The organism is Treponema sp. SP13 (assembly GCF_050938355.1).
GTDB classification, from domain to species: domain Bacteria; phylum Spirochaetota; class Spirochaetia; order Treponematales; family Treponemataceae; genus Treponema_D; species Treponema_D socranskii.
On record NZ_JADOVM010000001.1, the window covers coordinates 472,413 to 486,868 of the forward strand.

General features: G+C 34.1%; 15 protein-coding genes. All 15 read right to left on the reverse strand.

The window, feature by feature from the left end; translation table 11 throughout:
- Nucleotides 1–8 precede the first annotated feature (8 nt).
- The 15 genes from rpsP to IZU26_RS02160 all read right to left on the reverse strand — a co-directional run bounded on the left by rpsP (nucleotide 9) and on the right by IZU26_RS02160 (nucleotide 14,398).
- Entirely contained in the window at nucleotides 9–257 is a 249-nt protein-coding gene (rpsP, locus tag IZU26_RS02090; protein ID WP_021330539.1) for a 30S ribosomal protein S16, read from the reverse strand.
- Between the two features lie 193 nt (nucleotides 258–450).
- Nucleotides 451–693: an IS3 family transposase gene (locus IZU26_RS02095; protein ID WP_433276382.1), complete on the reverse strand. Its 243-nt coding sequence runs from the start codon at nucleotides 691–693 to the stop codon at nucleotides 451–453.
- Between the two features lie 90 nt (nucleotides 694–783).
- The gene (locus IZU26_RS02100) at nucleotides 784–1,224 is read right to left on the reverse strand and encodes a transposase (protein ID WP_433276384.1); all 441 of its coding nucleotides are present in this window, start codon (nucleotides 1,222–1,224) and stop codon (nucleotides 784–786) included.
- A gap of 128 nt (nucleotides 1,225–1,352) precedes the next feature.
- Nucleotides 1,353–1,631 carry a transposase gene (locus tag IZU26_RS02105; RefSeq protein ID WP_433276386.1) on the reverse strand — a complete coding sequence of 93 codons (279 nt, stop codon included), beginning with the start codon at nucleotides 1,629–1,631 and terminating at the stop codon, nucleotides 1,353–1,355.
- Nucleotides 1,632–2,252: 621 nt separating this feature from the next.
- Entirely contained in the window at nucleotides 2,253–3,011 is a 759-nt protein-coding gene (locus IZU26_RS02110) for a WecB/TagA/CpsF family glycosyltransferase (RefSeq protein WP_433276388.1), read from the reverse strand.
- Nucleotides 3,012–3,025: 14 nt separating this feature from the next.
- Nucleotides 3,026–3,352, reverse strand: a complete 327-nt coding sequence (locus IZU26_RS02115) for an acyltransferase (RefSeq protein ID WP_433276991.1) — start codon at nucleotides 3,350–3,352, stop codon at nucleotides 3,026–3,028.
- Between the two features lie 139 nt (nucleotides 3,353–3,491).
- On the reverse strand, nucleotides 3,492–4,604 hold the full coding sequence (locus IZU26_RS02120; protein WP_433276390.1) for a glycosyltransferase family 4 protein: 1,113 nt from the start codon (nucleotides 4,602–4,604) through the stop codon (nucleotides 3,492–3,494).
- 23 nt (nucleotides 4,605–4,627) lie between these two features.
- A complete protein-coding gene (locus tag IZU26_RS02125; RefSeq protein WP_433276392.1) occupies nucleotides 4,628–5,791 on the reverse strand; it encodes a polysaccharide pyruvyl transferase family protein in 1,164 nt (387 codons plus the stop codon).
- Nucleotides 5,791–7,056 carry a Coenzyme F420 hydrogenase/dehydrogenase, beta subunit C-terminal domain gene (locus IZU26_RS02130; RefSeq protein ID WP_433276394.1) on the reverse strand — a complete coding sequence of 422 codons (1,266 nt, stop codon included), beginning with the start codon at nucleotides 7,054–7,056 and terminating at the stop codon, nucleotides 5,791–5,793. The genes IZU26_RS02125 and IZU26_RS02130 overlap by 1 nt, the downstream gene beginning before the upstream one ends.
- Complete coding sequence (locus IZU26_RS02135) at nucleotides 7,043–8,152, reverse strand: glycosyltransferase family 4 protein (protein ID WP_433276396.1); 1,110 nt, start codon at nucleotides 8,150–8,152, stop codon at nucleotides 7,043–7,045. Before IZU26_RS02135 ends, IZU26_RS02130 begins: the two co-directional genes overlap by 14 nt.
- A 10-nt stretch (nucleotides 8,153–8,162) precedes the next feature.
- On the reverse strand, nucleotides 8,163–9,374 hold the full coding sequence (locus tag IZU26_RS02140) for a hypothetical protein (RefSeq protein ID WP_433276398.1): 1,212 nt from the start codon (nucleotides 9,372–9,374) through the stop codon (nucleotides 8,163–8,165).
- A gap of 285 nt (nucleotides 9,375–9,659) precedes the next feature.
- Complete coding sequence (locus IZU26_RS02145) at nucleotides 9,660–10,781, reverse strand: polysaccharide pyruvyl transferase family protein (RefSeq protein WP_433276400.1); 1,122 nt, start codon at nucleotides 10,779–10,781, stop codon at nucleotides 9,660–9,662.
- Between the two features lie 213 nt (nucleotides 10,782–10,994).
- Nucleotides 10,995–12,050: a hypothetical protein gene (locus tag IZU26_RS02150; RefSeq protein WP_433276402.1), complete on the reverse strand. Its 1,056-nt coding sequence runs from the start codon at nucleotides 12,048–12,050 to the stop codon at nucleotides 10,995–10,997.
- 1 nt (nucleotide 12,051) lies between these two features.
- Nucleotides 12,052–12,936, reverse strand: a complete 885-nt coding sequence (locus IZU26_RS02155; protein ID WP_433276404.1) for an aldo/keto reductase family protein — start codon at nucleotides 12,934–12,936, stop codon at nucleotides 12,052–12,054.
- Nucleotides 12,914–14,398, reverse strand: coding sequence for a lipopolysaccharide biosynthesis protein (locus IZU26_RS02160; RefSeq protein WP_433276406.1), 1,485 nt, complete (start codon nucleotides 14,396–14,398; stop codon nucleotides 12,914–12,916). Before IZU26_RS02160 ends, IZU26_RS02155 begins: the two co-directional genes overlap by 23 nt.
- Between the last annotated feature and the right edge of the window lie 58 nt (nucleotides 14,399–14,456).

A 14,456-nucleotide genomic window follows, 5' to 3' on the forward strand; every position in this document is an offset into this window, starting at 1 on the left:
CGATGCAATCACTTTGCGGAACGGATCTGTTTGTTGAGCAGCTTACCGACGATGTCCGTCGGCTGTGCGCCGACCCCGAGCCAATACTTTGCGCGTTCGACGTCGATGTTGATCTGCTTTTCAGCAGCTTCGATCGGCATATACGTACCGATTTCTTCGATCGCCCGGCCGTCGCGCGGAGAACGCTCATCCATGACAACGACGCGATAGTAGGGACGTTTTTGCGTGCCGAACTTTTTCAGTCTGATTTTGACCACTGTAATCCTCCGTAGAACTCGAACCGAACGGGGTCAAGTCCTAAAATAGCGCACCCATCGGTGCGAAGATTTATTATAGCGGAAGCGGGGGGAGAGCGTCAATCGGAGTATTGCATTGCATCACGTAGGACTTCAGCATGAAAAATGGAAAAGTCAATAAAAGTGCAGACCCCAAATACCCCGAAGTTGTAGTTTATGCAGCCGGTTTTACTAAGCCGGCTTCAAACCTTTGCCTGTATATTGCAGGCGGATAGCCGTTCGGATTCATAGTGGTGATCCTGCGCCTGTTGTAGTAGACAACGAATCTCCAGACAATTTTTTTCACTGCTTCCATTTTCAGTTTTGTTGTATCGATCCGATACAGCTTTTCCTTTTTCAGCGTCGCAAAGAATGATTCCATTCTTGCATTATCGTAACACTTGCTGACTGCGCTCATGCTCTGAATTGCATGATGACGAGCAAATTCAATTTTATATGCCGTGCTCGTGTATTGTGAGCCTGCATCACTGTGGTGTATTACCCCGTCTCACGGTTTTCTTACTGTGTATGCCTCCTTCAGCGCTTTTATGCACAGCTCTTTTTTCATGTTGTCATCCATCGCAAGCGCGATGATCTCCCCGCCGAAACAGTCCATTATCGGCGCAATATACAGTTTTCCGTCTTTGCATGGAGTCTGTGTTATATCCGTAAGCCATTTTTTATTAGGGGCAGCTGCACTAAAGTCTCCTTTCAAAAGATTTTCAGGCCGTAATGCCTTTTTATCCGCTTTGGTAAGTCCGTCAGGACTTCTTCTGCTTTCATGCAGCAAATTTCCCTTTCTCATAGCTCTGATCACTATCGAGCGCGAAACTGTTATACCCCGCTGCTCCAACGCCAGTTGTATCCTGTGTATCCCGTAATTGTCATTTTCAGGATCTTGTGCAAGAATCTCGTGTATTTCGACCAGAAGAAGCTGCCAGCGTTTCATCTTACTACGGTTCCGTTTCCACTTGTAAAACCCTGTTTCGCTGACTCTTAAGGTTGTGCACATCTTCACGATTGACCACTTGCTTTGCTGTTTCTTTTCGAAGATGTAGGTGAATAGCCCTTGGGTACTTACTTCTTCCGGTCTACGACGAAAAAACCGAGGGCATCCTTGAGGATTTCATTCGCTTTTTTCAACTCCTGTATTTCTTTGTACAGAGCAAGTTCTCGCTCGTTCAACGGACTTTTATCCGATGCTATGCGCTCTTCTTTTGCTTTGCGGTTCCTCGTTTTTCTCCAGTCTGCAAGTGTCGAATAATTAATTCCCAACTGCTCGGCTGCCTTTTTCACTCCTATCTCATCTGACAATAGCAGTGCCTGTTCCTTAAATTCTCTACTGTACTTGACCATAGTTTCCCTTCCTTTATTTTTCGGGTTTTTAGGTCTGTACTTTTATGATAATACTCCAAAAAGTATTTTAGCCCTGAAGTCATCATCGTAGATACAGGCACGCTTACCCATGCTCAAAGTCTCCAATCGCGACAGCATCTTAATTCTGTTATAGATGATCCTTCTAATGATCGCAAGGTTTTCAGCGGTATTCCAAGAACCGCACATTCGTCATCATGAAACAACACATCCAAACACCAATGCAAGTTATTCTCTATCGCCCAATGACTGCGTACCCCCGCTCCGAAACGCTCCACATCCGTAAGACTCGTAATAAAATACCGCTTTTCCCTCCGTCCCTTCCCCTTGCTACCTGTTCAAATATCCCTTCCACCATACCAGGGATTTTACCCCAGTTCCCTCTACCTTGTATATCCTTTCATGCTGAAGCCCTGGCTAAAGAGTCATTAAAAACTTCACAAAGAACGGCATTTTTTCTGAGTTTCCGATTTCTGCTTTCTACTTTTTGAGAATCAGCTTCTTTGTTTTACGCGTTCATTATTCTTGCAAGCTGCTTACAGTCAATACAAAAACAGTAAAAAATATCTTTTTTTTATTTTCTATATCTCCGAACCTGTTGATTTATAGTCTCTTGTCATCACGATCGGAAGCCATCCAATCAGGTTGGTGCTTTATGTATTTAAAGAATTGGAAACTGTAAAGGATTCTCTTCAATCTTGTAAGATTTATTTCCTGTAGCAATCTATAAACAGATTCAAATCCAATTTTACTAATCCAAGCAGGTGATCGTTTTACTTTTCCAGACACAAATTCAAAAGTACCGCCGGAACCAACCAAGTATTTAACACCAAGTACATTCAGTTTTTCTAATTGTTCTTCAATGAACCATTCCTGTTTTGGTGCCCCAAATCCAACAAATATAATGTCGGGCCTAAAAGCAGAAATTCTGCACATACAAATCTCAATAAAATTTTCTGAAAACGGATATTCTTCATACGGAGGGGAATATCCTTCTATTTCAATTCCATATCGTTCTTTTATAATTTCTACAGCTGCTTTGTTCGAATCTTCATAGCCGCCAAGAAAAAACATTTTCAGAGAATTGTTTTTTGCAAACTCACAAAAATCATATACAATTTCACTGCCGGGAAGTTTCTCTGCGTCCGCAAATTCACCAGAAAATTTCTTTGCAGCTTTTAAGGGAATTTCACCATCAAAAGTAGCGTAGTGAGAATTGATATAATTCATGTATCGCTTATCTGTATTAGCAAGCACAATAAACTGTGCGTTTACAGTTGCAATACATTTGGTTTCGTTATCATCACGAGTAAATAACTCTGTCTTATTCAAAATATTAAATTCAATATTACAAAATTTCATCTAACTACTTCCTTTCAAATAGAAGAAACGTCTTTATAAATCTGCTTCTTACGTCTTTTCACCAAGTCTTCAAAAGTTTCAATCCGTTTTGTAGGAACACTGGCATAAAACCAACCGGCTTCCCAATCTTTAGAAACAACAGTGCTGGCTCCAATCATAACATTATCCCCAATCTTTATATTCGGAAGAATCATCGTATTACAACCGACTAAAACACTATTACCAATTTCTATACAACCTGCAAAGTATGATACTTCATTTTTGCTAAATAAGCGGTGAAAAATATCATGCGTGACGAAAGTTATATTTACTGATATTTTTACATTGTCACCGATCGAAATTAACTCAGGCTGATCAGGAAATAATTTTGACTGTCACCAGAGTTTTTCACCAATATGATGGAAAAGATTCTTATTTTTATTTATGAATTTAGTTCGCCCCCCCGTTACTGCAAACAGAAATACCATCTTTCGTAAAATCTTATTCATATTCTACCTCCCGATCAGAACAATTTAGTTTATTCTCTAAGATTACATTATATAAATCACTTAATTGCCGAATAACAGTTTCCGGATAATATTCTTTTATAAACTCCCCATTTACGGTCTTAAATTTTGTTAATAATTCTTTATCATTAATTAGCATACTTATGGCATTAAAAATTTCTTCATCATCACCAGGTGTAACAAGTAAACCGTTTACCCCACTTTTTATAATGTCCGGGATGCCGCCAACAGGGCTGGAAATTATTGCATTATTGTAAGAAATCGCTTCAAGAATCCCTATCGGCAATCCTTCATTAAATGAAGGTAATATATAAACATCTGCCCAATTTTCAAGGTTTATTTTTTTTTCTCCGGCAACCCAGCCTTCAAAAATAACAAAAGAATCAAGTCCGTTTTTTCTGATAGCATCTGTCAAAAGCAACTCATTCTTATTTCCACCTATTCTAAATTCAAGTTTATCTTTTAATTCGTTTTTATGTTTTGCTATACCCTTAAGAATATCAAATATACCTTTTCTATCTCCTAATTCACCCATAAACAAAAGATGCAGTTTATCACCCGTTATTTTTTTTTCTTCAATCTTGGGATAATCAATAATATTATTTATTACAAATATTTTTGATTCAGGAATGCCTATACCTATAAACCAGTTTTTCCAAGATTCAGATAAAACTATCAGTGCGGCATTCCTATTTAAAATATCTTTTATTTTTTCTTTGCAAAAGTTTGTGCTCTCCGCATAAAAGTTTTTGAAGGTCGCTGCATGTATATGCATTATTGTTCTCTTTCCAAATCTCTGTGAAAGCCGTAATAATTTTGCTTTTCTCCAAAAAGAATTTTTTTCGGCAGTATGAAAATGAACAATTTTTACTCGTCTGTCAAAAATCAAAGTAAACAATAATATAAAATATGCTTTTATTGCAATTGTCAGCTTAAAAAACTTATTAGTATCTTTCCACGATGTGACATACCTTAAACCGTCTATATATAGTTTATAAGCTTTTATTACAGATGCCATTCCTCCGGGAGCATTTTTCCCTGCGTAAACTCCAACCATAACAACTTTTTTGCTTAAGTTCTTATCCATAAGTATTTTCACTTTAATATCCCTTATATCGTATCAAGTGCCTTTTTTAAAAAATCAATCGAAAAAGACCTCGCAAAATCAATTGTTTGATGAACAATTCCCCAATCCACGACTTCATAAATATTATTAAGATTGCTTCCATCATATAAATGAGTTTTTAGTCCTGTTAGATTTAAAAGACTATCAATTCGCGAATTTCTGGAATTCTTGTCATTGTTAGAAAACCTGTAAAACGACATGAATTTTTTTTCAAACAAAATAGAGAATACGGAACAATGAAAAGAATCTGTCAGTACATAATCGGCATGTAGAATGTAATTCAAAAAATCATTCGGAGAAACATCATAGGGTTCATAATCTCCAAAAGTTTCATCGGCCTTTACATATTCATCCATGTGCTTTACTGCAACTATTTTCAAACGGGTTTCTCTTGCAAGTTTATTTGCAACACTGCGGCAGTCCATATTAGTTCCTAAGAAATAGCAAAAGATATATTTTTTTTTGCAATCAAACGGCGTATTCACTATCTCTGATTTCCAATCTTCCTTAGAAAAAAGTAAAGTTGGGTCCACAACTACTTCTGCATTGCTTCCGAGTGACTCAACAATTTCTTTTGCCTTATCCTCCCGAACGGAAAGATAATTGATACGGCTCAAATAAAGTGCAGTTTCTTTTTTTTGAAATTTCGGGATTACAGAAACACCGAAACTTGAAGCATAAGAAATCTTTTTTACATAATCAGGAACAAACAAAAGATTGTAGTATTTTCCATACAAGCTAAGTGGCGTCCATACTTGATCGCTTCCGACAAGCACTGCGTCATATTTCCTTGCACCTTCTGAAAGATTCAAATATCCATCATAGTTTACAAAATAAGGCTTTATAAATTGTTCTTTATATTTATTTACGGCTTCCGTCCTGATCTGAATATTACAAGCATAATCTTTATGAAGTTTTTTATTTATTTTTTCAACTACGGTACGAATGCTTGTTTGTGTCGATTTCGTGCGGAACATATAATACACAAGCATCGCTTTCTCGAAAAATGAAAGATATTTTTTATAACGGATAACCTCAACATCAAATCCGAACTGCTTAATTTTTTTTATTGTTGCATATCCTTGTAGCGAAGTTCCATAATTATTATGATTTTCACTGTATGCCAGCACAAGACCTATCTTTTTCATCAGTTATAATCCTCTTTCTTACGAATAAATTTAATTATACCCCACAGTTTTTTATGTTTTCCTATAAAAATTTGTATGTGAGTATGTATATAAGCTATTCCCCCTTTTAAAAAGTTACTGGGTTTTAATATACAGTCATAAATAGGATTTTTACAGAAAAGTATCCTATTAATTTTCATAAAAACAACAGAACGATGTTTTTTTAATTTTACAGATATCTGTGCTTTCAAAAGCGTTTCTTTATCCAAAGGTTCTATTATGATTACACCTTCCGATCGCATTCGTTCAATAATATCAAGTAAACTATTGTTTCTGACAATAAAAGAGCTTATGCCAATTCTATCATTACTGAACGGCGCAATATGCAAATCTCCAAAAGACACATCTGCAAGTTCTGAAAAATAATCAATACAAGTAAGGCAACGTTTAGGTTCGAAAATGGCTCGTAATGGCTGGTAGTACGACTGGAAGTTGTGTTTCTTTACAGAACTACAACTTCCAGATTCCTTTGCCACCAAACTTCCCAAGCATCCCTCATCCCTGTAGGCGAAATATTCGAGATTTTCTTTGTGTATGTCATAATCCTTGAAAACATATTCTGTCATGTTTGTAGTGCGGCCGCTTGAGCAATATAAACCAAAATAAGCAAAAATCTTTGACTTTAATTGTTTATCTAAAGATTCCACTTGCCTAAAAGCCTGAAGATGACAAGGCAGCCCCACTACGATAAACTTTCCATCCATTTCTTTTAGAGACTTTATGATTCCGGAAAAAGAAACCTGCGTATACTTTGTACTTCTCGCTTCAAGTATTTCTTCCTTTGTAGTTGCAATTATAGGTTTGAACAGGCTTGGACTGGAAGAATCAAAAGCAGTTACAACAGCTCCCCTAATAATATGCTTTTCGAGCATATAAATCAAAAACTGCGTAACAAGCCCGCCGGAGGCACCATGGTAACGTATCTCATAATCATCGGAATAGCCGGAATAAATTGCAATATACCTGCCCAAATAATAATCTTTTTCTATAGACGACGGATGAAGTTTTTCCGAAAAAGCAGAAAGTTCAATACCCTTACCGGGACAAATATCAAAACATTTATGACAGCCGTTTTCATTCAAACAAGTCCGGTTGTTTATTCTTGGCTGGTATTGTCCGTCTTTCAATACAACAGTAATTGAAGAAGCGGGACAAACATCCTGACAAACACCGCAACCTGTACAAAGATTATATTTTACCGTATAAGATACATTAGTCCGTTGCATGGCAAACCGCAGAGAACATATTCAGGTACTTTGTAATCAAAATTTCTTGCGAAATATTGTTTTCAACAAAATCATACAAATTCTTTTTTATCAAATCATAAAAAGCATTTCCGGAATTAATAATATTAGTCAGAACCTCTGCTAAAGATTCCGGTTTTCCCTCATCAAACAGAAAACCGTTTTTACCGTTTTCAATATACTCTCTAAAGCCGGACAGGTCACTTGCAATAACAGGAAGCCTGTAATTATAAGCTATCAAAAGCGGTCCTGACTGTGTTACATCATGATAAGGCAGAACAAGATAATGTGAAGTAACAAACAAATCAGGAATTTCAGAATTTTCGATTCGCCTTATCTGCAAATCATAAACAGATTTATCATTTATCTGATTTTCGTAGTAATTCCAATCATCCGCATTACCATAGATCTTTACAATAAACTTATCTTTGATTCTTTCACCAAGCAAATTCACAGCTTTTAATAGTATCTCAAGACCTTTGTTCTTGCGGATTGTTCCAAAAAACAGAAAAACGATTTTATCATTTGCGACAACTTTTGAACTTTTTCCAAAAGATTTTAAGTTAAGAGGGATAAAAAAAGTATTTCTATTCACATACTCTTTTTCAAACAATTTTTTCTGCGTATCGGAGAAAAAATGAAAATTAATAAAATGTCTGAATATAAATTTTTTATAATTGGAAATTTGTTTTCTATACGGAATTGAAACATGGTCTATAAAATCATGGCAAGGATATATAATTTTCGTTTTTGGAATCCCGCAAAGATAGATCAGAGGAAACATATACGGTAAACCGAGATAATCAATATAATACACATCCGATTCCAAAGATTCCATTTTACGGACAGTTTGAAAATACTGCAAAAAAGATTTTAAAGAACGTAACCGATTTTTAAAACTTACAATCATTCCCTTAATATCATTTTGCTTCATAAAAGAATTAATATAATCATAAGAATAAAAACTTTCTTTCTGGAGAATAACAATCCAAAATAAATCAAGGTTTTTATTAATGCCCTGTATCAAGCCTATATCCACATCAATAAATGAAGAACCCGTAAGCCAACAAACTTTCATATTCCTCTCATCAATGCATATTATAATAAGCAAAAAGAGCAAGACTAATCGGTGCTACAATTAAATTTGCAACGCTTATGCTTATATTTGTATTAAAAATCTTAAGTAACCGTTCTTTATTTTCAAAAATATAAAGAATGAAAATGTAATAAAGATATACAACAGGCAGGGCAAATCTATACTGTATCGATACTACCGATACTATAGTTAATACTATGTTAAAAAATAAAATGAGCATTATAGGATATAATTTCTTTTCTTTTAATAGTAACACTTTTATAAAACAAAATATAAAAAAGAAAGAAAAATAAAGCATAACCATACTGTATGTCACAACATATTGATTTCTAAATTCAGCCCAGGGATAAAATGCGGGTATCGTGCTAACCCAAGCAAGACAAAAATTCATTGTATTAGTAAAAAAATTGGCAGCCCCGAACGACTTTTCAAGATTCATATTCCTTGCTAACTTTAAGGCACCTAATTGAGGCATAACATTTGCAAAAATATCAGTTCCTACATATGACAGAATTATAAAAACAATCATTCCTATTGTATAAAATCTAAAGAACGCTTTTTTTAAGTATTGTCTTGCTATGTATGTAAAAAAGACAAATAAGAAAATGAAAATCCTAAAAAATACAGTACACATTAAAAATAAATAGAAACAAAAATAATTTTTAAAACTTTTTTTACCTTCAAGAATACATTGCATATAATAGATTGCAACCAATGTTATAAAAGAAAAAATGGAATCTTTTAACCCCGAACCACTAATCCAAATCAGAGCCGTTGAAAGCCCCCATAATATCATGCATATTTTTGAACCGGTTTCGCTTAAAAAAAATTTTGCAAGTCTGTAAAGATACCAGCTTGCCAAACTATTTACAAATGCATTGAAAAAAAGCAAAACAAAATTTATACCGTTATAATCAAGAAAAAAAAATATTTTTGAAATAAAATATCTTATTATTGGAAATCCTATGTCGCCTATAGAATGTTCGATCCTTTTTTCATTCCATATAGCATTTATGGCATCCTTAAAAGGCAGGTAACGTATTTTTTCATTTAATTCTTGATAAAAGAGTGCATCGTTAGGATTAATTCCCAGCGAATTCCCTATGTAATATATATAATAGGCATGAAGTAGAAGAAGAAGAAATGTTTGATAGGTAAAAATAATAAACGGTACAAATTTCTTATTGGAATGTATACATACCAAAAACCAAGAAAAAAAGCATACATAGTTTATTAATTGCAATACTATAAAAGTATTGTCGGTTTTATAATTTAAGTAATGAAACAATATGAGACATGCACCGAACCCAAAAGTTAGTAATACGAAAATACAATTCTTTATAAAATTGTTCGATGCATAATTATTATCCATAATATATATTACCTAGCCTTTGAAACATTCATTCTTCGAACAATTCTATCTTACTACAATTATTCTCCACAAACAAGTTATAAGTCCATTTTATAAAAAAATTCAAGCGTACATTTTTTAAGTATCCGAATACAGAAGTTTCTCTAAAAAATGATTTTGAATTTCTTTTTTTACCGGAATATACCGTCGGTCCAAAACGGAAAAATCGTCCGTTCTTAAGTATCGCGCCGAAATACCGTATAAATCAAACAAGGAATCCAACCTTGAATTCATACCCTCATGTAGTCCAACAAGTCTTACAACTCCAAACTGCTTATTAAATAGAATACTAAAAATCGCACAATGGAAACTGTTAGAAATGACATATTCCGCATTATCAACAAGATATAGCCACTCAGGAATTGTAGCATAAAATTTTTCCCTCTTACCCGCCATATAATTTCCTGTAACAAATACAACGTCAAGAGTCTTTTTTTTAGCAAAACGATAAACGGCATTTAGATCAAAGTCATATTTGTTTGCAAGCATATAAAGCAAAATATATTTTTTATCCGGTTTACGGATTTTGTTTTCTGAATACAACATCCTGTATGAATCTGCACTCAAAAGCAGTGTAGGGTCACATACCCATTCGGCACCATCGTACCCGCATTGTTTGCATAAATCTATACCTTGCTGCTCACGGACGGAAACATAATCAAAATTCTTTAGAAGCGGAGCTATTTCTCTTTTCAGTTCATCTGAAATTACGGAAACACCCCAACTTGCAGCATAAGAAAAACGCTTCACATTCTTCTCGCCAAAATCAAGCATATAAGAATGAACAACAGGTTTAACATTATTAGTAAACGTAAAATTCCAAACCTGATCGCTACCCACGATATAGGCATCCGCTCGGGGAGGTGTATTGCGTAAATCATTATAACGAAAGAAAATATTTTCTGAAAAAGAAATATACTTATTCCTAAATTCATCAAAATTTCGGCTTTTATTGATTTCCAATACTTTTTTACGAGAAAATTTTCTTTCAAAGTGATTATAAAAAATAACAGGATTCATAGCCATAACTGCTTTTTTCCAAAAAGAAAAACTGTTTTTCTTTTTCTCTGTATTATAATTATAGCGAATAAAAAAAACATCATGACCTAAATCGCGGAGATATTTTTGCAAAGCATAGCATTGGAGTAGTTGTCCATAATTGTCACTACCCCACCAGTATGTTAGGATTCCGATTTTCACATTATTATCCTCGTATTTTAAAAAAATCTTCGCAGATCTCCTTAATACATCCTCTTCTTTACTTCCTTCGTTGATTAAATGCCGATTTTTTATTTGCCTCTTAACAAACTTTTCTTCCAGCCGGATGCCTTATATTTTTATAAAATCTCCCTTAAAAAATATTCACTTTATAAACGGGTTCACTTTATCACAGTCTTTTCTCTTCATCAACAACTAATATCCGATGCCCAAATCTTTTACAACCTGCGCGGTAAACAATTTTCTCCCTTTCAAATTCAAAAAGAAGCACCCATTAAATAACTCTGGATTACTAAACCTTTCGTCAAACATATAATCCAAAAATTTAATACCTTGCGTATTTGCAGCATTCACAAAATCATAAATCATTTTCTGTCTGAACTCCTGCGAAAATTCCTTTGCAAGGTATGATGACAGCGGAATTGTAATAAGCACAGGATTGAGATTCCTATACAAGCAATAATCTATCATTTCGCCAATCATTTTTACCCCTGAATCAAAATACGATTTGAATTTCTCGCCCAAAAAATCATTGAAATTTTTTACTGAAAATTCTGTTTCCCAAGCTTTTATCCATTGTTTTGCATCATATTCCAGTTCAACCGATTGCATAGTTTGTTCACTAATAAATAACTTATTATCTACCGGTACATCATGAAAAATATAAACTGCAAGCTTTGGATTAAAAATAAGCGGATAACGACTTTTTAATAAAACCTTTTTGCCGTTCGGCAGTTTTCTTGCCTGTGCATAATCTAGTATTTTCGCAAATTTCATGTAATAGTTATCCGACCAATATTCCGTTCTTGTTTCCAAAAAGTTCGAAATGGAAGAAAACGGCATAATCGGAATTAAAACAAAGCCTCCGTCTTTTACATAGCTATGATAATATTTCAAAATCTCAAAATCCATCGGAAAGCCTTGTGAGCCTGTAGCCCAGTTTTGACCGCGAACTTTTTCATAAAAGAAACCGTAAAGAGCAGGATTACTGCCCAAATTAGCCACATCAAAGTTTCTTCCCAAATTATCTCTATAACCGGCATTACTTATAAAATTTTTTGTAAATAAAAATTGATTTTTCCAATGATTCGTTTTGAGATAAACTTTATTTATATAAAGCAAACAAATTGCAAAAAATCCGCCAAGTAAAAATAAAGCAAGCATTATGATAAGAATTTTCCATGATAAAAGAACTGAAGCAAATGCAGTCACAAAATATAAAACACATAAAATTTTTAATTTTGTTTTCATATTAATACCCCGGACAATTTACAGATTCTGGATGATATTTGTAATCAATATTCAAATCAAAAATAGACTGCATATCTTTTTCAGAAATGGAAAAATCGAAAACATCGATATTGTCCTTGATATGTCTTGGATTATTTGAGCTAAAGATCGGAATAACTCCTTGCTGTACATGCCATCTCATAATAATTTGAGTGATGCTTTTTCCATATTTTTCAGCAAGGGCTTTTAGAACCGCATTTTCTCGAACAAACGGCAACATGGCACAGTTTGCCGTATATGCTTCTATCTGAATATTTCGCTCTTTGCACATATTTCTAAATCCGGTAATCGTCCTAAAAGGATGGTATTCAACCTGAACAACTTGTGGCATAAATTCTATTCCTGCTTGTTCAAGTTCCATTAAATGCCGTTCACGGACATTTGCAATACCGATAGCCCTTACTTTACCCGATTTGTAGATTTTACAAATCTGCTTCCAATTATCAATGTAATAATTTGGCAAAGGCCAATGAAGCATCCATAAATCCAAATAATCCAATTTTAATGCTTTTAGGGAAATATCCAGTTCCTTTTCCATATCATAAAAACGTTGCTGTTCGTTACCTACTTTTGTAGTTATGAAAAGATTTTCACGATCTACAATGTGATTTCTGAAAAGGTCTTTGAAGATTTTACCCAATAGCGGTTCATTATTATAATCACGACCTGTATCTATTCCTGTTACGCCGTTTTGTACAGCGTAAACCAAGCCATTCGTCATTTGTTTAAATAAAAATTTGTCAGAGTTATATTGTCCAAAGAGGGAAAAGCATTGCCGGTCACAAATCGACGTCCCCATAGCAATGGAAGGTATTTCGATTCCATTATTCAAAGTTTTTTTTTGCATAAATTTTCCCCTTCAGAAAATGTATAAGTTTCTTTTTATTATTTTTATCAAAACCGAATACAAAAATTATAAATGAGTTTATTATTACTGCAAATCCGTAATACAGAATAAAAACAAAAAAATTCCCATCTATATATTTTGCCAAGAAGAAATTTGTAATTATCGAAACGATACCGACTATAAAACAACGGCCATAGACACTCAGAAAATAGCGTCGTATTTTAAACTCAGTCATTTCCAACTTGAAAATAAAAGTTTCAAGAAGGTTTGCTATGACTCCCCATACAAATAAAGAAAAAAATGCACAAACAGCCGGAAAATCTAATTTAAATAATATATAAGTTACAGGGAGCGGGAGCAAACCGACAAGACCGGCAATTAAATTAAGTCGCTTTATACGTCCGGTCGCATGGGCTCCATTTATAACAGGACGTGCTATAACACGAATCATCAGCATACATAAAATGATTCTTGCAAAAATACTTGTTTGAGGAGGAACTTCTTTTAACCATAGTTGTAGGACAAATTCCATTTTAAACAATATTGGAACAAGAAAAACGGAAAGCAAAAAGAATCCGAATTTAGAAGCATCTTTTATTAAATCCAGCATTTCATCATATTGTTTAAGGGCAAAGCTCTTAACAATCTGTGGATTAACAGCCGTCATAAAGTTATTAGTCAGCTGAGAAAATGCTCCTTCCAACTGATACGTAATCGCTCTGGCCGCATTTACCACCGGCCCAAAGAACATATTCAAAAGAATATTAATTCCTTGTCCCTGTGACAAAACACAAAACGCCCCGATTATATCCCATCCGGAAAACGAAAAAATCTCCTTATATCTTTTCTTATCCTTACAGAGTTCAAAATGAGTTTCTTCAAAATGGCTTATACAATAAAACCTGTAAATTCCGATTATTATTAACTGCACAAAAAACATAACTATACTATAAAAAATCAGATTATCAATCGACTTATTCAGTTGCAATAAAAATGCCATTCCTAATTTTAATGCAACTTCAAGGATACTTACATAGGCATAAATGTTCATTTTTTCATGTGCAATAATATCTGCAGAAAAAGGAACTTGTGTTAATTGCAGGATCAAAGTTAATACTGAAAACTGGTAAACCACATTAACAGCAACTCGCCTTGATACATCAAAAACCAACTTGTTATTAACAAACCATAAACCGATTGTTTCTGTAAGTAAAAAAATAACAGCTGCAAGAATTGTATGAGAAACAAACGCAATATTAAAAGTTTGCCTAAGCCTTATTTTATCTCCTGTTCCTAAATCATAAGTAATGAACCTTGATGTACCGGAACTTAATGATCCGTTCAAAAAAGAGAACATAGAAACGACGCCGCCGACCACATTATAAAGTCCATAATCGGCAGCTCCCAAAACCTTTAATACGATTCTAGAAGTATATAAAGTTACTCCCATAATCAGAACCATTCTGAAATATAAGAGTATTGTATTTATTGCAATTCTTTTCTTCTCAACCATATCTTAA